We start from the raw sequence: 21,503 nt of genomic DNA, 5'->3' as shown, positions 1-21,503 counted from the left end.
ATTGTTTCTTCAAGGGTTTTTAGAAATACGATTCTTTCTCTCGGCATTCCATGTTATAATTAAAGATGTATAACTAGGTCTGTAACTCGCATTCCGGTCCTATTCCATAGGACAAAGCAGCATTTGGATAGGGAGTTTTGTCCGGAATAGGAAAAAATGGGATTCTTTTTGGAAATGAGGGAGGAAGTTTTATGGCAAAGAAAGGAAGAGTGTGGAGACGGTTCATGTCTTACCTTCTCGCTGCCCTAATGGTGGTCGGATCTTTTTCCGGTTCAGCCAATGCAGCGTCGGGGAGAGATATGATAATTGACCACCGTAAAGGCACCCAGTGGAGCTATCTGTGGGACTATATTATTGATACCGATGATATAGACGGAAAAATCGAATTCCCTTCCACCGGCGGGGAGCCTTATGTGGTAGGAAAAGCAGACGGAAAAGCCAAAATTCGATTTTGGGTCATTGATAGTCAGAATTTCGGGCCTGTTCCGGGAAAGAGAGTCTTTCTCGGTAGAGGAGTTAGTGACCCGGGAACGACGAAGAAACATTATATGGCGATTCCTGAGGCTCCGGGAACGGACGACAAGGGATTTTATTACACGGATGCCGGCGGTAAGGTGGAGATCACCTTGGACCGGGCAGACTTGCCGAAAGTGATCAAAGACACTCCGGAAGAGAGTATTCATGAATACCAGATAAGGGTTCAAAAATACGGTGAAGGGGGAGGTTATTGGACGATCGGGCGAGCTTACGATATTGCCCTGAACGTTCTTGGTGTTTATAACCAATACTATGGCAAGTGGCCCATGCCCTCCAACTATACGGACACGGATTACTGGGCCGGTGAAATCTGGGGTTCAGTCGTCTATGACGTTTACAACCCGGCGGACCAACAGACCATTCTTAACATGGATGTGGCGGATTATACCCTTCCCAAGGGGGAAGCCTTTGATACCACCAACCAGGATGACCTGAGGAAATTGGTTACCTCCTTTACGGAACTTGTCGGGAAACATAATGGAAATCTTAAAGAAATAACTGAAGATGAGAAGCTGAAGCCGGCCGAATTAAGGGACCAGCTGAAACGCAATAGCACAAAGCACAAGATCCAATATGAGGCCTTATCGATTACCCCGGTTAATGGTACCCCGGCTTTGGAAAGTAATCAAAAGGTACTTAAGGAACAGGGAAGCTACGAAATTGTCCTCCGTGGTTACTATGACGGAAAAAATAGCAACCCGAATAGGGACCGCTATGTCACCAAAACGGTTCGAGTCAATATTCCCTTCCCTGATATCATCCCGGAACATGATGAAAAGGGGAAACCAAACCGGTACCCGAATAACTACGTTAAGGTTGATTTTGTATCCGACGGAAACGGGACACTGGGTGGAGAAACTACCTATTTCGTCAATCCGACAAAAGAAGTGGATTTAACGGAATATGCGGATAAGATCACCAAGACCCCAAATGTAGGCTTTAAGGCGGAGGGGAAATGGGATCCGGCTACGCTCAAGAAGACCTTTACAGTAGCCAGCACATTTACATTCCGTTTCACCCCCTACGATGATGTCATTGAAGCCAAGCCAGGTGTGGACAAGCCGGATGGCTATAAGACAGTCACCTTTAATAGCGATGGACATGGCACTCTTCAAGGGGCGAAGAAGTTCTATGTCAACCCGAATAAGAAAGTGACCTTGAATCCACCGGAGACCACCGCAAATACGGGCTATGAGTTTAAGGAATGGAGTCAGGATGTAACCCAGAAAACACAGTATCAAATAGATACGACGGTTACCGCCTCCTTTAAGCTGATTGACCCCGTCCAGACCAAGGAAACCCCCGGCTACGTCAAGGTGAACTTTGTCATCAAGGGCGAGGGCGGGTCAATTTCCGCAGAGGAAACCAAGACTTATTGGGTGGACCCCAACCGCCCAGTGACCCTGACAGCACCGAAATATGACACTGCGGTTGGCTATACATTTAAGGCCTGGAGCCCGGATCCTCAAATTTCACGTAAATATACGAGGGAAACCACGATCGAGGGATCTTTCCAAACCCTTCCTGATGTGATTGAAGCCAAGCCGGGTGTGGATAAGCCGGATGGCTATAAAACAGTCACCTTTGATACCGATGGACATGGGACGCTGACCGGCGTCACCCAATACTATGTCAATCCGAATAAGCTGGTGGCTTTAAATCCGCCGACAGCGACCAGCAAGGAGGGTTACAACTTTAAGGAGTGGAGTCAGGACGTAACGGTAAAAACCCAGTATAGGGACGATACTACCGTTACCGCCTTCTTTATCCCTGTTGTGATTGAAGTAAAGCCGGGTGAATCCAAGCCGGATGGCTATGTCACCGTGACGGTCCTGCCGACGGACAAGGCAAGCAACCGGGCAGAAACAGAGAAGTCCTATTGGGTGAAGGCCGATACGGAGGTCACACTTCCGGTGGCTGAACCGCTAGGAAAAACCGAAACCAATGCTCAAGGACTCAATCTCACCTACCACTTTAAGGGTTGGCAGGTGACCAAGGGTACGATCGCCTCTTGGATGAAGCCGGACAGTGGAAAGGCGGTCATTGCCGGTCGTTTTATTCAGGATACGGAAATTACCGCCCAATATTCAGTATCACTTCCGGGCGGGGAACTCTTGGTTGCGCCGGTGGCAAAGAAAAATGCGGAAACGCCGGTAGGCGTCAACCCTGCTCCTGAAGCTTTGATTGAAAACATCCCGGGCTCAGCCCAGGATCCCTTGCCCGCAGGAACCACATTTACTTTTACAGATGACGGACAACCGGACGTATCCCTACCCGGTATGACCCAGGCCAAGGTCAAGGTCACCTATCCGGGTGGAAAGACAGTCACCATTACTGTGCCTTTGAAGGTTATCGCAGGTGAACCCACCGGAAATACCGTAACCACTACCGTTGGACGGGTTCCGGAACCTCAGGCATTTCAGAATGTCATTGAAGCGGCAACCGGTGCAGAGATTGAGAAAGTGGCCATTGAGGAATTTCCCGATGTTTCACAAGCACATCCGGAAAACCAGCCGACTAAGGCAAAGCTGATGGTGCTTTATAAGGATGGTAGTATTCACGAGCTGGAAGTACCGGTCGTTGTTTATGACAACGTCATTCCGGCATTGGCCGATGGTTCGAAACCGGAAGGTACGCCGGATCACTTTGTCAAGGTCACCGTTAGACCGACCAATAAGGCAGAGAATCCCAAGGAAAGCTACTTCTATGTCAACCCCAATGTGATCGTCAACCTGGGCGTTGCCGATCCGGTAGGGAAAACTGTTCACACGAGCGGCCAGCAAGGAGACCTCCGCTATACCTTCCGGAAGTGGGACCATTCAACAACAGCCATGTTTACCCGGGATACGATCATCACGGCTGAATACGACAGTCCGGTGGCAGAAACAATCCAGCCACTTCCTGAGATACCGGTAGGCTGGCTTGTCACCAAAGTAAATGAGAAGCCGGAATTATCCCAGTATGATGTCCCCTCCGTGGTGAAGAAACCCGAAGGCTCGGTTTTAACAGATATTAATTTGGAAGAATACCCCGAGCTGAAGGATCAAGAGGTTGCGTTTAATCATGCAATAGGAAAAGGTGGTTCAACCTTCAAATATCTCAAAGTGACCTTTGCTGATGGCTCATCACGCCTGGTCCGGGTCCCGGTCTATGTGGTCAAGGGATGCCCAGTAAACCCCGGTGGCTCGGTCGACCCCGGTAAGCCGGGAGATCCCAACAAACCGGGAGATCCGAATAAGCCGGGAGATCCCAACAAGCCGGGAGATCCGAATAAGCCGGGAGATCCCAATAAGCCGGGAGATCCGAATAAGCCGGGAGATCTCAACAAACCGGGAGATCCGAATAAGCCGGGAGATTCCAACAAGCCAGGAACTCCCAACAAGCCAGGCCAGTCAAATCCGGCAGGCTCATCCCAAAACCAAGGGGGTCAAAACTCGACCGGAAGCGGTCATGGAAATGGCCAGGGAAGGTCGCCGAAGACGGGAGACGATATGGCTACTATAATGGGCGCAGGGATTTTAGGCGTACTTGCACTCTTTGCTCTCTTCATCGGTCGTCGTTTAAGATGGAAGCAAGAGAATTAATCAGGGTCAAGCGTTAAAAGTGCCATCCCTTGATGAATCTCAGCAACAAAAAGCAGATCTCAGGATTCCTGAGATCTGCTTTTCTATATTGAGGTCTTGTTCTCGTCATAGTAGTGGTGATTTTCAATTTTTTGCAAACCACCACTAAAAATTAAGGGCCATCATAGTGTTGGTTCCTCGATTTTCGGCGAACCACCACTATTTTGGACCGAAAACAGTAGTGTTGGTTTCTTAATTTTCAAGTAACCACCACTATTTTGGATCAAAAACAGTAGTGTTGGTTTTTCAATTTTCGAGTAAACACCACTATTTTGGACCGAAAACACTAGTGTTGGTTACTCAATTTTCGTCGAACCACCACTATATTGATGGTAAAATTTCGGATCTCTTCTGGGCAATTCGATAAGAAGCGGAAATCCCTCATCAAACAAAACCGCCGAAAGGACTTGGTGACAAGCCTCTTCGGCGGTTCTGCTCTTAAAGGGTTTCTCAGAATGGAGATGGCGGGAATCGAACCCGCGTCCAGAAACTCATTCAAAAGAACTTCTACGAGCGTAGTTTATTGAATTTGATTCCCGGGCGGCTAAGCCAATAAACAAGCCAAAACACCCGGTAGCTTCATGAATCCAACTTGTGGGCAAAGCTTAGCACAAGAAGTTTCCCGACATGGTTGAGGCCAGTCCGTATGTTACGGGTCCATCCGGAGGGCCGGCTGCTTTTAACTAAGCAGCGTAAGCTAATTCGTTATCGTTAGCAGTTAATTTTAGTTGCCTGTTTAACGTCATCTGCCTGACGGCTCGCTTATCTTTCTTCAAAATCCCTGTCGAAACCAGGGCATCCCCGTAAAGCAAATCGGGCCAAATTCCTGACCCTTCCGTTCCATTGTAACGGATTTATGGTTATTATAACAGAGAATCAAGAGACAATCGTGTGGAGAATACAAAGAAAGGAAGACTATGGCTAAGAAAGAAAAAACCAACGCCTGTCGCATATTGGACCAGAAGAAGATCCCCTATGATCTCCATCCCTATTATGTTAGTGGAGCTGTAGGCGGAGAAGAAGTGGCTTCCGCCCTAGGGGAAGATCCGGATCGGGTTTTCAAGACACTAGTCCTTGTTGGAAAGTCCAAGGACCACTATGTTTTGGTCATCCCTTCCAATGAAAATGTGGATTTAAAGAAGGCAGCCAAGGTCCTGGGGGAGAAGTCCATCCAGATGATCCCCCAAAAAGACCTGGAGCCTCTGACCGGCTATATCCATGGGGGATGTTCGCCGGTAGGCATGAAAAAGACCTTTCCCACCTACTTCCAGGAGGAGGCGGTGAATTATCCCACAATCTATGTTTCTGCGGGCCGGGTGGGCCTCCAGATGGAGGTCTCCATGCAGGACTTGAAGAAAGTTCTCAACTATCGACTGGCCGACCTGGTTGTTAAAGATACGGCCCCCCGTGAATAAGCTTTAAGCCATCCTCCTTCCCGGCAAGGAGGATTTCTGGTCTAGATCCGGAATCTTTGGGTAGAAATGGAAAGAAGAAAATATCTAGAGGAATGATCAGGATTAAAGAAAGGGAGTTCACGTTTTGAAGAAAATCACGGAGAAGAAGGAATCCGTCATTAATCTTCGGGAAGAAAAGAGAAGGGGCCTTTGGCCAAGGGTTTTGGCCAGGCTTTTTCTTTTCCTAGCCCTCGTTGTCCTGCTTACCGCCTGCCAGGACAGGGGCCACCAGCCCTCCTTCTCCGGCATCTCTCAAGTGGTGACCTACGGGGGCCCTGTTGAAGAAAGAGAACCCTACAGCCGGTTGGAAGATGTCGCACTCTACATCATGAAATTTTCCACACTTCCTCCTAATTACCATAAAAAAGAGGAAGCCCTATCAGGGGGATGGAAAACCTCCGATGCCCCCGGAGCTATCATCGGGGGTAACCGCTTTGGCAACCGGGAAGGTCTTCTCCCTAAGAAGGAGGGGAGGACCTACTATGAGGCGGATATCATGGCCGGCTATACGGACCACCGGGGTCCCCAGCGTCTGGTTTATTCCAACGACGGCCTGATCTTTTTCACTGACGACCACTACGATCATTTTGTCCAAATTATTCCCAAAGAAAGGAGTCCAAGATGAAGCGATATGTTCTCTGCGGGAAGCACTTCCGGGACCGAGAAAGTGCCTACCTTTATATGAAAAAAATCTTTGGATTCCCGGATTATATGGGCCACAACCTGGATGCCCTTTGGGATGTCCTCATGGAAGAACCCGACCGGGACATCGAGATTGACCAGGCCCGGTTGGTCGTTCGGCAGATGGGGGACTATGGCGTGGCCCTTCTTGACCTCTTCGGTGACCTCCAGGCCATTGAGGGCTTTAACATCCATATTTACTGGTAAAGGAGACCTCTGCAATGATGGAAAATGAGAATTATTCCCACCCACAGGGAAGAGGTTTCCGAAGAATCATCCTGACTATCCTTTGTCTCTTTTTGGTGTCCATGGTCATCTTTTCCATCGGTCCCTTCCAGGGGGGTGGGGGGAGCGTCCAGGCACCGGCGGTTCCACAGGAAAAGGGCCCTATCGAAGAGGCCTACCCCGGCTTAGGGAGTCAGACATCCGGGGAGGGGAATGGTCTTCTTCCGGCTCCGGAAAAAGAAAAGACCTCCACCGTCCGGATCAAGGCGACGGGGGACATCATGCACCACAGCGAGCAGGCCCAGCGGATTGACGACGACCTGGAGGAGGCCAGGCGGGAGTTTGCCCTGGTAGCCGACTACCTCCGTGAGGCCGACCTGACCATGGCCAATTTCGAGGCCTCCCACGATTCCAACAAGCCTGCCTCCGGCTACCCCATGTTCAACACCCCCGCCACCATCTTTCCCGCCATGAAAGATGCCGGTTTCGACGTCCTCTCCACTGTCAACAACCACACTCTGGATATGCGGATGACCGGGGTGGACCAGGTCCTGGACCTCATGCGGGAACATGACCTGATCCCGGTGGGGACCCGAAAGGAAGGGGAGAAAGACCGCTTCATCATCACGGAAGTGAATGGGGTCAAGATCGGGATTCTCGCCTATTCCTACGGCTTCAACGGGATTGAAAAGGCCTACGACAAAGCCCTCCTGGATGAACGACTGAACTTTATGGAAGCTGACCGGATCAAGGAGGACATCGAAGCTTGCAAGGCCCAGGGAGCTGACTTCATCATCGGGTCCATCCACAACGGGATTGAATACCAGACCCGGGAAACCCAGGCCATGCGGGAGAACTATAGGCAGTATGCCGACTGGGGCATGGATGCCATCATCGGAAATCACCCCCATGTGGTGGGCCCTTTTGAAACTTACCGGGCCAAGGATGGCCGGGACTGTTTTATCATTTACGCTTGCGGAAACTTCATCTCCCAGCAGCGCTATGAGGTCTTTGATGACTACCGGGTGGAGCACGGGGTCGTAGTTGACATGACCATCGAAAAAAAAGGAAAGGACCATGCCCGACTGGTGTCTGTGGACTTTGCCCCCCTCTGGGTCCGCCTGACCCGGGATGATAAGGGCTTAAACTACCAAACCCTCGCGGTGGAGGACTATCTCAAGAATCCGGACAAGATGGCTCAGCTGTCAAAAAAGGAAGTCAAGCGGGTGGAGGAAGCCCGGCGGGAGGTCTATGAGACCCTCTATTCCAAGGATCTTCCGGAGACGGAGATCAAGGTGATGGAGAATCCTCTAGACGAGAAATAAATCCCAAGAGAAAAAAAGAGACCCCGAGGGGTCACTTTTTTTTGTTCACTTGGTCGGAAAATATCGATCACTTGACCTCTTTGACCGGAGCCATGGTCCAGTCGATAACGGTATTCGTGAAAGCCGGAAAGCGGGTCAATAGGACCATAACCGGCAGGCCGATCAGGGCCACAATCACGAATTCGGAGAGGGCGATGGTCCCGTAGGTTTCCATAAAAAGGGAGGGAGGAATTTCTCCGATGATGGCCAGCTCTCCGGCAATGATGAAGGAGAAGAGGGCAGGACCCAGGGCAGCGATATATTTCGAGGACATTTTTGCCATGAACAGGACAGCAACCAGGGTGTGGAAGCTACCGAAGAAGACATCGATAAGCCCAAGGGGGGAACCCAGGTTGGACAGGAAGCAGCCTAGGGTCAGGCCAATGACATTCTTGGGATCCAAGAAGGCCAGCCAGGTTAGGATTTCGCTATAGCGAAATTGGATGGGGCCGTAGGCGAAGCCTTGGGCGGTGTAGGTGAGGACGGTGTAGGCCGAAGCAATCAGGGCCTGGCGGGCCAAGAGTCTGGCCGAGAAATGAAATTCTTGCATGAATTCAACTCCTTGATTTTTTAAGTGGGTGCCAAGTAAACACTTCGAAACAACGGAAAAACGGCCTTCATTATACCCTAAAAAAAAGGCCGGGGCAAGGCGGGACGGACAAGAAAGGAGAGGGGGAATCTGGTAAAATGGAGGAAAGATCGGAGGGAAAAAGATGAAAAAAATTTTAGGGGTTGATATTGGCGGAACAACGGTAAAAATGGGCCTTTTCTCCTTGGATGGGACCAAGAGGAAGGAAGGCGTTTTTCGCTCTTCTCGCGAAGTGAGTCCCGAGGACTTCCTCAAGGGCCTGGCTAAGGAAGCCCTTCGACTGGTAGAAAGCGATGGGGATCTGGAGGATCTTAAGGGGATCGGCATTGGAATCCCGGGGCCGGTTGAGGGACAAAGAGTGGTCACCAATGTGGTCAACCTGGGCTGGGGACGGGTCCCGGTTGTCGATATTCTGGAAAATTATTTCACCTGTCCCATTGTTCTGGATAATGATGCCAATGTTGCGGCGATGGGCGAGCTCTGGCAGGGGGCCGGCTCCCACGTCCGGTCCTTGATCCTGGTTACCTTGGGGACGGGGATCGGGGGTGGAGTCATCATCGACGGTAAGTTGGTTCAGGGGGCCCATGGGGCCGGCGGAGAAGTTGGCCACATCCCCTTCCTTGACTATGACTTAGAGAAAGAATGCGGGTGCGGAGGCCACCGTTGTCTGGAGCTGGTGGCTTCGGCCAGCGGAATCATCCGCCGGACCAAGGAAGGCCTGGAAGAGGGGAAGATTCCCTCCCGTCTGGGACGGGTCAAAGACCTCAACGCCAAGCATATCGTGGATGCCGCCAAGGCTGGTGATCCCTTAGCCCAGCACATTGTTGAAGAAACCGGGGAGTACCTGGGACGGGGCCTGGCCATCATCTCTGCAGTTCTGGACCCGGAAGAAATTGTTATCGGGGGCGGGGTCTCCGAGGCAGGAGATATTTTCCTCGACCCCGTTAGGACCCGCTACCGCCACTATGCCTTTAAGGGACTGAAAGAAACACCCATTGTCAAGGCCAGCCTGGGCAACCAGGCGGGGATGATCGGGGCAGCCCGCTTGGTCCTCGACCTGGCCTGGGAGGCGGAGATTTGAACCCCCTCCGTGTCCACCTCTCCCGCCAGCCGGATGCGGCAGCTGCCTCCCTCTACCGGTCTATCGGAAGATGGCTTGAGTATCCGGACAATAAGGCCATCCTCCTGGTGCCCGACCAGTATACGGTAGAGGCGGAGCAGGCCCTTTTTGACTTTTTCCACCGGGACTCCCTCCTCCGCCTCCAGGTCAAGTCCTTCTCCTCCCTGGCCCGGGATATTTTTGAAGAAGGTCAGGGGCGGAAGGACCTCCTCCTTTCCGGAGACGGGCAAAAGATGGTCCTCCGCCTCCTGCTTGAAGAAGAGGGGGAGGACTGGAAGGTTTTTAATAAAGAAGTGCGGGGGCCGGGATTCCTGGCCCTTTTAGCTGACCAGATCCGGGAGTTTAAGGAATATGGGATCGGCCCAGAGGACCTGTCCGCCATGGCCGAGACTATGGACCCCGACTCCCTCTCCCGGGAAAAGCTCCTGGAGACGGCCCGGATGATGGCTTCCTATGAAGGGTCTTTAGCCGGTCGTCTGGATGATGAGGATGACCGCCTCCGCAAGGCCTTCTGCCAGGTCAGGGATGGAAAGAAGGGAGGGGGAGCCTTCTTTCCCCGGACCGGGTTTTTCTTTGAGCATTTCCATTCCCTTTCGAAAACGGAAGTCTATGCCCTGGAATCCCTCCTGAGCCTGGGCCCCGTCGACCTTTCTATGCTTTTGGACATCGACTTGGCCCGGGAACTATTGCGGGCGGATGACCGGACCCCTGACCAGGCCCTTTCCGCAGGTCTGGACCGCCTAGCTCCCGATGCCGGCGCCTTCGCTCTTTCCCTCCGCTTTTTGGGCCAGGTCAAGGGTTTGGCCCGGGACAGGGGTGGCCGGGTGGAGATCATTCCGGCTGAAAAGGACCCCAGCGATCCCTTCGGTTATCTGGCTTCCTCCGTCTTCTCCTACCGGACTCCCATGGTTCCCGATGGGGACTTTCCCCTGACCTTGAGGGAATACCGGAAAACGGAAAGCGAGGTTGACGGCCTGGTTCTGGAAATCCGGAAGCTGGTCCTGGACCATGGCGCCCGGTATAAGGACATCCAGGTCATCCTCATGGACCAGGAGGAATACCGGGGCTTTCTCCGGGAAAAGTTGGAAGGCGAGGATATCCCCTTTTTTGACGATGATCAGCGGTCGGTCCACTTCCACCCCCTCATGAAACTTCTGGAAGCCGGCTTGGAAGTGGTAGAAAAAGGGCCCACGGTATCGGCCTACCTCCGCCTCCTAAAGTCAGGCATGCTGGGCCTATCCAACAGGGAAATTGAAATTTACCAATCCTATATCAGCCAACGGAAAATCATGGGCCGGACCCTGGACTGTGAAGATTTCTTCACCATGGACCCGGTCTTTTCCCATGCCCTGATCGAAAGAGGCCAGGAGGAGGAAGCTGCACGCCTGGCCGACCATACCTTGGTTGCCCGGTCAGTCCAGGAGAGAATCAAGGAAGCCTTGGCCATCCTTCGCGGGGGGGATGACAAGGCCCCCATCCGTGACCGAGCGAAAAGGGTCTATCTCTTTTTAACCCAGGATCTCATTAAAACCTCCTTCTTGGCTTATGGCAAGAGCCTGGAAGAGGAGGGGAGTAGAGAGGCCCTTGAGGTCCACCTCCAGCTCTGGGACCAGGTCATGGACCTCTTAAATACCACAGTCATTATCGGTGGAGACCGGGAAGTCACCGCCTCCGTTTATCTCAAAATTCTGGAAGAAGGCCTATCGGAGATGAAGCTGGGGGTCATCCCTCCCTACCAGGACCAGGTGGTTATCTCCAGCCTGACCCGGTCCAGGGTCCGGACCCGGCCCTATGTCTTTATGCTGGGGGTCAACGATAAGAACCTCCCTCAGGCGGTCCCAACCCAGGGTCTCTTTACCCCTTTGGAGAAGGAATCCTTCCGGGAGAGGGGCTTCTTCCTCCCCTCCATGCCGGATTTCCGGGCGGAGGAGGAGAGGCTGAACTTTTATTCCGCCCTCCGAAAGGTGGGCAGCCATCTCTATGTCTTTACGTCCAAGCTCAACCGGGGGAACGAGAGCTTGAGGCCCTCCTACTGGATGCAGGGCCTGGCCCAGGCGGCCGGAAAAGAGATCGACTTTGTCGCTGATTTCAGCTTGGAAGATGCCCTCTATTCCCGTACCCTCCGCCTGGCCCTTCTCCCGGATGCCCTTCGGGAGGAGGCCTCCTCCGAGGCGGATGAGGAGAAGAAAGGGAAAAAGGATAAGGCGGAGCGTATCCTCTCCCTCATGGACCGGACCCCCTGGCCCAGGGACCTGGGTCTGGTGGGCCGGGCCCTCCACTACACCAATGACCGGCCTCCTCTTCGTGAGGAGGTCCGGTCCGCCCTATTTTCCGGAGACCGGGTCATCTCAGCGACCGGCTTGGAGACCTATGCAGCCTGCCCCTACCAGTCCTTCGTCCGGTCCATCCTCCGGGTGAAGGAGCCACGGACTTTGGAATTTGACGCTCTGGACCTGGGAAACCTCCTCCATGACAGCCTGTCGGCTTGGTCCGCTTTTTTAGGCGACCACTTGCAGGAATTGGATGGTTTAACGGAAGAGGCTTCCTTCAATAGGGCCTTGGAGGCCTATCGAGAGACCCAAATTGGCCTTCTTGACCGAATCAAGCGGGAGGACCCCAAAAACGCCTACCTCTTGTCCTTGACGGAAAAGAGCCTCATGGACAGCCATAAGCAGGTCTTCCACCAGGTCAAGGGGGCCCAACTCGCCGCCCTCCGCCATGAGCTTTCCTTTGGACCGGGGAGGGCCTTCCCGGGTCTCCTGATCGGCCGGACTCCGGCGGGGGAGGCCAGCCTCCTCCAGGGTCGGATTGACCGGGTGGATGAGGTCCTGGTCGGGGAGGGACCCGACCGGGAGATTTTCCGCCAGGTCATCGACTACAAGAGCGGGAATAAACCCTTTGATTTAACCCGTCTTCTCTACGGCCTGGACCTCCAATTGGCCCTTTATTTGAAGGCGGTTACCCGGAAAGCCAGGCCCTTCGGTTTCTTTTACATGAGCCTGAGACCGGAGGACATCATCAAGGTGGGGGATGCCAAGAGCCTGGACCAGTACATCAAAGATAAGGGGAGGAATTTTCTGGGCAGCCTCCGCCTGGATGGGATCATGGTGGATGAGGATCCCGCCTTCCGGGCCATGGACAGCCGGATGGTGGAAAAGAAGACCACCAAGCAGAGCGATATTTACAAGCTGGGGGCTTCCCAGGCCGTCCTTCGCCGGAAAGAAGATGGGCGTTTTGAAAAAGTGGAGGGGGCAGGGTCCGTCCAAGCCCGGATCTTTACGGTCGACCAGATGGACCGGATTCTAGATGAGGCCCTCCAAAAGGCCAGCCAGCTGGACCGGGACCGACGGTTGGGGAAGATCGACATCGCCCCCTACCGGACGGCGACCAAGCAGACCCCCTGCGCCTACTGTAACTATCGGTCCATCTGCAAGTTCGAGCCCCGGGGCCAGTTCGGTCGTTTCCGAACCCTGGAAACCGTCCCGATCAACGAATGGAAAGGAAGGGTGGAATGACCCAAGTCCAATTCACGGAGGAACAAAAAAAGGTGGTGGAGGAGAGAGACCGCAACCTCCTCGTCTCCGCCCAGGCCGGGGCGGGGAAGACGGCTGTCCTGGTGGAGCGGGTCATCCGGGAAATCCTGGACGATGGGCAATCCCTCAAGAATATGCTTATTGTGACCTTCACCAACAAGGCCGCCAATTCCCTGAAAGAGAAGATCCGGGAAGCCCTGACCGGAGCCCTTAGGGCGGATAGGGAGTCCCCCTTAACTCCGGAAGCCCGCTACCGGCTCTTCGACCAGGTCAACAGCCTGGCCTCCGCCAACATCCAAACCCTCCATGCCTTCTGCTATGAGAAGATCCAGGAGCATTTTGACCGCCTAGGCATGGATCCGGGGGTCCACATCATTGAAGCCAAGGCCTTGGCCGAACTCAAGGGTCGGGCCATGGATGACCTCATGGAATCCGTCTATACGGAGAGGAACCCGGAGGTCATGGCCTTTATCGAGGCTTACGGCATGTCCAACCGTCGGACCGATGCCCCCCTACGGGCCATGATCGACCGCCTGGTCGCCTGCATGGACCAGGTCAGCGAACCTGAAGATTGGGCCAGGGCCCGGATCGACCGCTTGGGGAGCCCTGAGGAGGTTGAAGAAAATTTTCAGGCCTACCGGGATTTTCTGGTCCTCCCTCTTTTGACGTCATTCATCAAGGAATATGAGATCTTTCTGTCCCAGGCCGAGGAGGATCTGGGGGCTGTCGACCCCGGTCTTGGACGGGCCTATGTGGAGGCCCTGGAAGGGGAGTCGGCCTATTACCAGGAGGCGGTTCTTGCCTACTTCTCCGGCGATCCCTCCCTTATCCAAAGCCCCCCAACTTTTAAAGCCCTGACGGTCTCGAAAAAATACGGGGAAGAGGCTGTGGCCATCAAGGACAGCTTCAAGAAAAGCCGGGACCGCCTACGCCGGCGGAAGGAAGAACTGCTAGCAGCGGTGAAAAAGGCCGAAAAGGAAGTCCTGGCCCAAGAAGGGGAGAGGATCAAGGCCTCCCTGACCATCCTGGTTGACCTGGCCCTGGACTACAAGTCCCGCCTCCAGGCCCTGAAAAAGGAAAACCGGGCCATCTCCTTTGATGATATGGAACACCTCATGGTCCGCCTTCTCGACATGGAAGATCTCCGGAAAGAATTCCAGGACCGCTACCAATCTATCTACTTCGATGAATACCAGGATGCCTCCGACCTCCAGAATACGATCATCGAGAGGCTGGCGGGAGACCGGGGAAGGCTCTTTTTTGTGGGGGACATCAAGCAGTCCATCTACGCCTTCCGCAAGGCCCAGCCCAGGAACTTCTTAGCCCGGATGGCGGCCTATGAGGATGAAGGAGATGACCGGTCTCTGGCCCTCTTCCTGACCTATAACTTCCGGTCGGAGAAAAATGTCCTGGACTTCATCAATGCCGTCTTCGATCCCCTCATGGTTCCCGAACGGGGGGAGGTCCTCTACCGGTCGCCGGGCCAGAGGGGGCGGGTCAACCTTCCTGCCCGGGAGAGGGCCAAGGAAGACTGGGAAAAGGGAATCCTCCCCGGGCAGGTGGAGCTGGTCCTCCTGAATCAGGAAAAAGAGGAAGAGGACGAGGAAGATGAGGTCACCGGAGAAGGGGAGGAGTACATCAACGAAAAGCCTGCCGGGGCCTTCTACCTGGCCCGTTGGATCAAAAAATATCTAGCGGAAAGTCCGGACCACAACTACCGGGATATTACAGTCCTCTTCCGGAAGAATATTGCCAGCCTGAACTATGACTATGTCCTTCGCTATTTTGGGATTCCCACCCATACCGACCTGGGGTCCGTGGATATGGAGGCAACGGAGCTTTCCATCGCCCTCAACCTCCTCAAGGTCATCGACAATGCCCGGGAGGACCTCCCCCTCCTTTCCGTTTTATCTTCTTATATTGGTGGCTGGTCGGATGATGACCTGGCCTCCGTCCGGATCTTCTACCCTCGAGGGTCATTTTCGGATGCCTTTTTCGCTCTTCTGGAAGAAGAGGAGGTCGACGAGGACATGGCCTCCACCGGTCTGTCTTATGAAGCCCTTCGGGACCAGGCCCTGGAATTTTGGTCCAAGATCCTCGGCTTCCGCAAGGCCCAGGACCTCATGCCCCTGGCGGACTTCGTGGCCTATGTCTTCCGGTCTTCAGGATTTTATGACTATGTCCAGGCCCTGGACCATGGGGGAGAGCGGAAAGAAAACCTCCATGTTCTCCTCCGCTATGCCGAGCTTTATGAAGGGGAAGGCCGGTCCGACCTAACCGGGATGATCCGCCGGCTGGAGGAGGAGACCGGGTCGGGAGGGGAGGGGATGAACCCCGCCAACGACCTTTCCGAGTCGGACAATGTCGTCCGCCTTATGACCATCCACGGGTCCAAAGGTCTGGATGCCAAGGTGGTGGTCGTCGCTGACCTGGCCGCACGTTTCCACGGGAAGTCATCCGACCCCTACTCCTTCTCCACCGAAGAAGGGCTGAGCCTGGCTGACCGCCGGGAGGACCCGGAGACCGGGAAAATCCTGGAAGGCCCATCCATCCGCTTAGATCTGGACAAATCCCGCCAGTTGGACCGGGAGAGGGATGAGGAAGTCCGGATCTTTTATGTGGCCCTGACCCGGGCCATCTCCCGCCTGGTTCTGATCGGCGGGGGAAAGGACCTGGCGGAGGCCTTCCTCCGCCCCCTGGCCAGAAATGAGGAAGAGGTCCAATTTGAACTGGACCAGGGCCGGTCCTACCAGGACTGGCTCATCACCCTCCTCCGCCATGACCGGTCCGCCTGGACCCGGGCCCGAGGGTCCATCGGCCAGGACCTGAAAAACCGGGCTATCCGGCTCCCGGAAGGGTCCGCCTTCTCGGACGACCGTCTTGAGGATGGCCGCCCCAAGGATGGGTTTTCCCTGGTCATTGAAGAGGAAGGGGCCTACCGGCCATGGGACGGGGAAAGTCCGGAAACCGGAGAGGCTATGGACCAGGGCCAAGATGAGGATGGGGAACTTGGGGACCTCTGGAGCCAGGCCGAAGAAATCATGACCTTCACCTATCCCGACTCCCAAGGTCGGGTCCAGCCCATTAAAAAATCGGTGACCGAGCTGGTTTCCCGGGAGAAAGAGACCGGACTAAGGGGATGGGGACCCGGAGAAGGTCAATCCGGTCAAAGCGACCCCCTAACTGTCCCGGACTTTCTCCGGACCACCGAAAAATTTCAGGGGGCTGACTACGGGTCCATCATCCACAACATCCTCCAAGCCCTCCCCATCCGGCCCTATAGTCCGGAAGAACTGGAAGGAGAAATCAGGGGACTGGTCGACCGGGCCTATCTTACTCAAGAGGAGGTGGCAGGCATTGACCTTGACCAAGTCCTCCGTTTCTACCACTCTCCCTTAGGGAAACGACTCTGGGCTATGGGACCGGCTGTCCACCGGGAGGAGGCCTTCACCCTCCGGATCAAAGAAAAAGACCTCCCACCGGGGCTCCGTCCCGGGGAAGGTCAATATGGTGAGGGGACCCTCACCATCGATGGTCGTATGGACTTGTATGTGGACCTGGAAGAGACCGGGGAGGGGAAGAAAGGTCTCCTCCTTTTGGATTTCAAAACCGACCGGACCATGGTCAAGGACCGCTACACCGACCAGGTTAAGCTTTACGCCCTGGCCCTGGAAAAGGCCCTGGGCAAGCCGGTGGTGGAGGCCTATCTCTACTGGGTCCGCCACGGCAGGGCTGACCGCCTGGACCTGACTAAATAATCCAGCCTCCGTTGGGGGAAAGAACTTGGCCGGTGGTGGCCTCCGCTTCCTTGGAGGCGAAATGGTCCACCCAAAGGGCCACCTCTTCCGGCTTAACCATTCGGCCCAGGGGAATTTCGGAGAGGGCCACCCGGATGGATTCCTCATCCAACTCCTCCATCATGGGGGTGTCCACCATGCCGGGGGCGATGCAGTTGCAGGTGATGCCGGAATAGGCCAGCTCCTTGGCACAGGACTTGGTGAAGGCGATAATGGCCCCCTTGGTCGCCGCATAAAGGGATTCGCAGGAGGCGCCAACCATCCCCCAAACGGAGGAGATATTGATAATCCGCCCCCACTTTTGGTCGACCATATGGGGGAGGGCCAGCTTGGTGGCGTAAAAATAGCCATTCACATTAACCGAGAAGACCCGGTTCCATTCCTGAGGAGTGATGTCCTGGACCATGCCATAGGTGGAGACGCCGGCATTGTTGACCAGGACATCCACCCCTCCAAAGGTCCGGTTGACTTGACCAAAGGCCTCGGAAAGCCCATCAAAGTCTGAAACGTCGGCTTGGAGGAGGAGGGTTTCAGCCCCCTTTTCCCGGCAGAGGGCAGCCACTTCCTGGGCCTCATCCTCATGTTGCCGATAGAGGAGGGCCAGCTTTCGGTCCGGACCGGCCATCCGGAGTGCGGTGGCCCGGCCGATTCCCCGAGATCCCCCGGTGATAAAAATTGTCTCCATCTTCCTCATATTGGACCCTTCCATACTTGACCAAAGCCTCCTTTTTTTCATATTATTATCGATATTGAGTGCTACAATAAAAATCGAGTATTTCCAAGCTTTGGCTCTTTTGCTTGGCTTTCTATCCCTTGAATTTTACCATAAGGAGGTCCCATGAAAAAAATATGGGGAAACCTGTTATTCGGTCTGGCCCGCTTCATCGACCTGGTCTTTGGGGGCCTGATCAGGATCCTGTCCGCTGCTGTCGGCCTGGTTGAAGGGGTGCGTCAGCTTTTCCTCCCCCTCCTGACCTGCTTTGGCTTTACCATTTTTTCCGGGGGCATCTTCCTTATCCCTTTTATTAATCCCCGGTTTTTGATTTTTATGATGGTCCTGGTCCTCTTTCCCTTCTTGGGAATGACTTTCGTCTCTTTTTTGGATTATGGCCGTTATATTTTCACGGAATATCTTTATGACCAGGCCGATTACTACCGCCTGGGCAAGGACTCCAAGAAGGACTTTTCCCACTATGGTCCGGCCTACCGGAGACAGAAGATGAAGGAAGAAGAAGAGGCCCGCCGTCGGGCCCAGGAGGCCCAGAATGCCCGCTGGGAAGAAATCTTCCGGGAGTTCTACCGCCAGTCCGGCTACGGCGGTCAGGGTTATGGGCGGACCGGGGGCCAGGGCTATACCCAGGGAGGGTATGAGGGCTACCAGAACCGCCAGCGCCAGCAGGGGGCCTACAACCCCTTTGACGATTTTAAGAAAAAATATAAGGAAGCCTGCGATACCCTGGGCATCCCCTACGATACGGATGAATACCAGGCCAAGTTGGCCTACCGAAAGCTGGCCAAGAAATACCATCCCGATATCAATAAGGAAGCCGGGGCGACAGAGAAATTCCAGAGAATCAACCAAGCCTATGAATTCCTATCCAAGGAAAACATCGACCGCTATAAGCGGATGTAGGAGGAGCCATGTCCAACGAAAGAGTCTTGGAGAAGTTTGCCGAGAACCAATTTAACCGGGAAAAAATGAGGGACTACCTGCCCAAGCCGGTCTTCCGGGCCTGGCAGGAGGCCTGTGAAAAAGAGCGTCCCATCAACCGGGAGGTGGCGGATGCCATTGCCCATGCTATGAAAACCTGGGCGATCGAGCGGGGGGCTACCCACTTCTGCCACTGGTTCCAACCCCTAAACGGGAAGACGGCAGAAAAGCATTCTTCCTTCCTCCAAAAGGGAGAAGATGGCCGTCCTATGGACCGGTTCTCCGGCAAGTCCCTCCTCCAGGGGGAGACGGATGGATCCTCCTTCCCCAACGGGGGCTTGAGAGACACCTTTGAAGCCAGGGGCTATACCTTTTGGGATATCACCTCCTATGCTTTTGTCCGAGGCAATATTCTCTATATTCCCTCGGTTTTTATTTCCTATAACGGTCAGAAGCTGGACCTCAAGCTTCCTTTAATCAAGTCCATCCGGGCCCTGGATAAGGAGGCCTGCCGGGTCCTCCGGCTCATGGGCAAGAAAGTCGACTTTGTCAAACCCATGTTGGGATTGGAACAGGAGTACTTCCTTCTTGACCGGAAAGAGGCGGACAAGCGACCGGATATCAAATTCTGCAAGCGGGTCCTCTTTTCCTCGGACATTCCCAAGGGAGGCGAGTACGACCAAACCTATGCCGGTCGGATCAACCCCCGGGTCCAGGCCTTCATGAACGATGTCAATGAGGAGTGCTGGAAGCTGGGAATCTATGCCGACATTGAGCACAATGAGGTGGGCCCCGGCCAGTATGAATTTTCGTCCACTTTCGATGAATCCGTAACGACCATTGACCAAAATATGCAGGTAATGGATATTTTGGAGCGGGTAGCCCTCCAACATGACATGGTCTGCCTCCTCCATGAAAAGCCCTTCAGCGGGATGTCCGGATCCGGAAAGCACAACAACTTTTCCCTCCTGACCTCCACAGGTGACAACCTCTTTGACCCGGGCGACCATCAGCCGGAAGACCTCCAATTCCTGGTCTTTATCGCCGCTTTCATCATGGCCTGCGACCGCCACCAAGTCCTCTTGCGGATGGTCTCCTCCTGCGAGGGCAATGACCACCGCCTGGGCGGCTTTGAGGCCCCGCCGACGATTACTTCGGTCTACCTGGGCGCCCCCCTCCACAAGCTTTTCATGAACTTGGTGGAAACGACGGACATCTCCCCGGTGGAACTGACAACCTATATTGAACCCATCATCAACCTGGCCGGCCAGAAGGTGGAGGCCACCGACCGGAACCGGACCATTCCCATTTCTTTCACCGGGAACAAGTTTGAATTCCGGATGCTGGGTTCTTCACAAAACGCCTCCTTCCTGAATACCGCCATCTATGCCGCCATGGCCCAGGCCCTCCGGGAAATCGGGGATGACCTGGAAGCGGCCCATGTCCATTCTGCCAGTGACCTCCATCGGGTGGTCCTGGAGATTGTCCATCAGATTGCTGTGGCCCACGCCCGCATCCTCTTTGACGGGGATGCCTATACGGAGGCCTGGGTGGAAGAGGCGGACAAACGGAAGCTCTACCGGTCCGACAACTACATCGACACCGTCCCCATCCTGACCGACCCCCAAACAATAGCCCTCTTGGAACCCTTTGATATTTTAAATCGGGTGGAGCTCAAGGCCCGCCAGGACATCTTGACCAGGGAGTTCATCCACCTGGTCAAAATCCAGGCCCGGATCCTGACCCGGATGGCCTCCCAGAAGGTCTATCCCGCCCTGGCCGACTACCAGTTGACCCTGGACCGCCTAGCGGAAGGGGAGAGGGCTCATTCCGCCAAAAGGCGGGCCGACCTCAATGCCCGGTTTATGGATGAGATCGACGCGCTGAGTCTGGACCTGGAAAAGCTCACCAATGAGATCATTCAGGAAGACTCGGATCGGCAGATTTGCCGGGATATGGTCGAGCTTCTTCGGCCCAAGATGGAAGAACTTGTCCATCTTTTGGAGAAGGTAGAACTCAACACCCCCTACCAGGTCTACCCCTATCCCGGGGAAGAGGACCTGGTTGTTCAATAATAGAAGTGGGCATGACTCAGCTTGAAAGAATGAAAGGAGATTATTGTGGACTATCGTCGTTTTGGAAAGACCCTGGTTTGCCGGATTGACCGGGGGGAAGAAGTCATTGCTTGTTTGGAAGAAATTGCAAAAAAAGAAAAGATCACCATGGCCGACATCCGGGGAATCGGAGCGATTAATGATGTCCGCCTGGGAGCTTTTTCTTTAGAGGATATGACCTTTAAAGAGCACCACTTCACCTTTTCTGCTGAAATCCTCTCCCTTCTTGGGAATATAACCACCAAGGACGGGGAATTTTATCCCCACCTCCATATCAGCATCTGCAATGAAAAAGGAGAGTGCTTCGGAGGCCATGTGAAAGAGGTCCATATCTCTGTGACCTGTGAACTCTTTATTACTGAACATGATGGGAAGGTCGACCGGAAGCTGGACCCCGTTACCGGGATTAATATTTTTGACTTTGAAGTTTGACAAGTCAGCCTTCGGCGTGTATTATGTTTAATGGCCCTTGAAAAAGGGAGGTCAAAAAAACCGGATTTTAGAAAATAATTTCCAGTTTTCCTTGACAAGACCTTTTTGAAGTGCGAGATTATATAGGTCACCTCGAGTGACGCGATCTTTTCAAAACAGAATAGCAATCAATGAACTTGAGTATCACATTCAATGTATATTGATTTTTAGAGTCAGAATATGGCTCTCGAATTTATTTGAGAGTTTGATCCTGGCTCAGGATTAACGCTGGCGGCGTGCATAACACATGCATGTTGAACGAGAATCTTTTTGACAGAACCTTCGGGTGACGACAGAGAGAGGAAAGTAGCGGATGGGTGAGTAACACGTAAGGAACCTGCCAC

Annotated in this window: 13 protein-coding genes, 1 rRNA gene and 1 other RNA gene; 12 read left to right on the top strand and 3 right to left on the bottom strand. The window is 54.0% G+C overall.

What is annotated here, in order from left to right; all coding sequences use genetic code 11:
- Nucleotides 1-191 precede the first annotated feature (191 nt).
- A complete protein-coding gene (locus HGKM_RS09165; RefSeq protein WP_081585194.1) occupies nucleotides 192-4,121 on the top strand; it encodes an InlB B-repeat-containing protein in 3,930 nt (1,309 codons plus the stop codon).
- 492 nt (nucleotides 4,122-4,613) lie between these two features.
- On the opposite strand, the gene ssrA is transcribed toward HGKM_RS09165, so the two are convergent.
- Nucleotides 4,614-4,963: a transfer-messenger RNA gene (gene ssrA / locus HGKM_RS08620) on the bottom strand.
- 114 nt (nucleotides 4,964-5,077) lie between these two features.
- Here ssrA and ybaK point away from each other — a divergent pair.
- From ybaK to HGKM_RS08330, 4 genes are all read left to right on the top strand, one after another.
- The gene (gene ybaK / locus HGKM_RS06735) at nucleotides 5,078-5,575 is read left to right on the top strand and encodes a Cys-tRNA(Pro) deacylase (RefSeq protein ID WP_019134574.1); all 498 of its coding nucleotides are present in this window, start codon (nucleotides 5,078-5,080) and stop codon (nucleotides 5,573-5,575) included.
- Between the two features lie 124 nt (nucleotides 5,576-5,699).
- The gene (locus HGKM_RS09085; RefSeq protein ID WP_019134573.1) at nucleotides 5,700-6,239 is read left to right on the top strand and encodes a ribonuclease domain-containing protein; all 540 of its coding nucleotides are present in this window, start codon (nucleotides 5,700-5,702) and stop codon (nucleotides 6,237-6,239) included.
- Nucleotides 6,236-6,502 carry a barstar family protein gene (locus HGKM_RS06725; RefSeq protein ID WP_019134572.1) on the top strand — a complete coding sequence of 89 codons (267 nt, stop codon included), beginning with the start codon at nucleotides 6,236-6,238 and terminating at the stop codon, nucleotides 6,500-6,502. The genes HGKM_RS09085 and HGKM_RS06725 overlap by 4 nt, the downstream gene beginning before the upstream one ends.
- Nucleotides 6,503-6,516: 14 nt before the next feature.
- Nucleotides 6,517-7,845: a CapA family protein gene (locus HGKM_RS08330; RefSeq protein WP_019134571.1), complete on the top strand. Its 1,329-nt coding sequence runs from the start codon at nucleotides 6,517-6,519 to the stop codon at nucleotides 7,843-7,845.
- A 67-nt stretch (nucleotides 7,846-7,912) separates the two neighbouring features.
- Here HGKM_RS08330 and HGKM_RS06715 read toward each other — a convergent pair whose 3' ends face one another.
- Nucleotides 7,913-8,434 (bottom strand): QueT transporter family protein, encoded by a 522-nt coding sequence (locus HGKM_RS06715; protein ID WP_019134570.1) that lies wholly within the window; start codon nucleotides 8,432-8,434, stop codon nucleotides 7,913-7,915.
- Nucleotides 8,435-8,597: 163 nt separating this feature from the next.
- Here HGKM_RS06715 and HGKM_RS06710 point away from each other — a divergent pair, with 163 nt between their 5' ends.
- The 3 genes from HGKM_RS06710 to HGKM_RS06700 are packed head-to-tail and all read left to right on the top strand — an operon-like array spanning nucleotide 8,598 to nucleotide 16,884.
- Nucleotides 8,598-9,554 carry an ROK family protein gene (locus tag HGKM_RS06710; protein WP_019134569.1) on the top strand — a complete coding sequence of 319 codons (957 nt, stop codon included), beginning with the start codon at nucleotides 8,598-8,600 and terminating at the stop codon, nucleotides 9,552-9,554.
- Nucleotides 9,551-13,108 (top strand): PD-(D/E)XK nuclease family protein, encoded by a 3,558-nt coding sequence (locus HGKM_RS06705; RefSeq protein ID WP_019134568.1) that lies wholly within the window; start codon nucleotides 9,551-9,553, stop codon nucleotides 13,106-13,108. The genes HGKM_RS06710 and HGKM_RS06705 overlap by 4 nt, the downstream gene beginning before the upstream one ends.
- The gene (locus tag HGKM_RS06700) at nucleotides 13,105-16,884 is read left to right on the top strand and encodes a UvrD-helicase domain-containing protein (protein ID WP_019134567.1); all 3,780 of its coding nucleotides are present in this window, start codon (nucleotides 13,105-13,107) and stop codon (nucleotides 16,882-16,884) included. Before HGKM_RS06705 ends, HGKM_RS06700 begins: the two co-directional genes overlap by 4 nt.
- Here HGKM_RS06700 and ymfI read toward each other — a convergent pair.
- Nucleotides 16,877-17,632 (bottom strand): elongation factor P 5-aminopentanone reductase, encoded by a 756-nt coding sequence (gene ymfI, locus HGKM_RS06695; protein WP_019134566.1) that lies wholly within the window; start codon nucleotides 17,630-17,632, stop codon nucleotides 16,877-16,879. The two genes, HGKM_RS06700 and ymfI, sit on opposite strands and share 8 nt — an antisense overlap.
- A 129-nt stretch (nucleotides 17,633-17,761) precedes the next feature.
- On the opposite strand from ymfI, the gene HGKM_RS09160 reads away from it, so the two are divergent.
- The 4 genes from HGKM_RS09160 to HGKM_RS08610 all read left to right on the top strand — a co-directional run.
- The gene (locus HGKM_RS09160; RefSeq protein ID WP_019134565.1) at nucleotides 17,762-18,556 is read left to right on the top strand and encodes a DnaJ domain-containing protein; all 795 of its coding nucleotides are present in this window, start codon (nucleotides 17,762-17,764) and stop codon (nucleotides 18,554-18,556) included.
- 8 nt (nucleotides 18,557-18,564) lie between these two features.
- The gene (locus tag HGKM_RS06685) at nucleotides 18,565-20,649 is read left to right on the top strand and encodes a glutamine synthetase III domain-containing protein (protein WP_019134564.1); all 2,085 of its coding nucleotides are present in this window, start codon (nucleotides 18,565-18,567) and stop codon (nucleotides 20,647-20,649) included.
- 45 nt (nucleotides 20,650-20,694) lie between these two features.
- Nucleotides 20,695-21,120: a PPC domain-containing DNA-binding protein gene (locus HGKM_RS06680; protein WP_019134563.1), complete on the top strand. Its 426-nt coding sequence runs from the start codon at nucleotides 20,695-20,697 to the stop codon at nucleotides 21,118-21,120.
- Nucleotides 21,121-21,352: 232 nt separating this feature from the next.
- Nucleotides 21,353-21,503, top strand: a 16S ribosomal RNA gene (locus HGKM_RS08610); the annotation flags it as partial.

The organism is Kallipyga massiliensis ph2 (assembly GCF_000311985.1).
Classification (GTDB): Bacteria; Bacillota; Clostridia; order Tissierellales; family Peptoniphilaceae; genus Kallipyga; species Kallipyga massiliensis.
Note: the sequence above shows the minus strand (reverse complement) of the source record. Positions and strands in the feature narration are given on the sequence as shown.

Bases quoted from the DNA above. Each gene is read 5' to 3' on its own strand.
- HGKM_RS09165 (WP_081585194.1), top strand. From the start codon at position 192: ATGGCAAAGAAAGGAAGAGTGTGGAGACGGTTCATGTCTTACCTTCTC.
- ybaK (WP_019134574.1), top strand. From the start codon at position 5,078: ATGGCTAAGAAAGAAAAAACCAACGCCTGTCGCATATTGGACCAGAAG.
- HGKM_RS06725 (WP_019134572.1), top strand. From the start codon at position 6,236: ATGAAGCGATATGTTCTCTGCGGGAAGCACTTCCGGGACCGAGAAAGT.
- HGKM_RS08330 (WP_019134571.1), top strand. From the start codon at position 6,517: ATGATGGAAAATGAGAATTATTCCCACCCACAGGGAAGAGGTTTCCGA.
- HGKM_RS06715 (WP_019134570.1), bottom strand. From the start codon at position 8,434: ATGCAAGAATTTCATTTCTCGGCCAGACTCTTGGCCCGCCAGGCCCTG.
- HGKM_RS06710 (WP_019134569.1), top strand. From the start codon at position 8,598: ATGAAAAAAATTTTAGGGGTTGATATTGGCGGAACAACGGTAAAAATG.
- HGKM_RS06700 (WP_019134567.1), top strand. From the start codon at position 13,105: ATGACCCAAGTCCAATTCACGGAGGAACAAAAAAAGGTGGTGGAGGAG.
- ymfI (WP_019134566.1), bottom strand. From the start codon at position 17,632: ATGGAAGGGTCCAATATGAGGAAGATGGAGACAATTTTTATCACCGGG.
- HGKM_RS09160 (WP_019134565.1), top strand. From the start codon at position 17,762: ATGAAAAAAATATGGGGAAACCTGTTATTCGGTCTGGCCCGCTTCATC.
- HGKM_RS06685 (WP_019134564.1), top strand. From the start codon at position 18,565: ATGTCCAACGAAAGAGTCTTGGAGAAGTTTGCCGAGAACCAATTTAAC.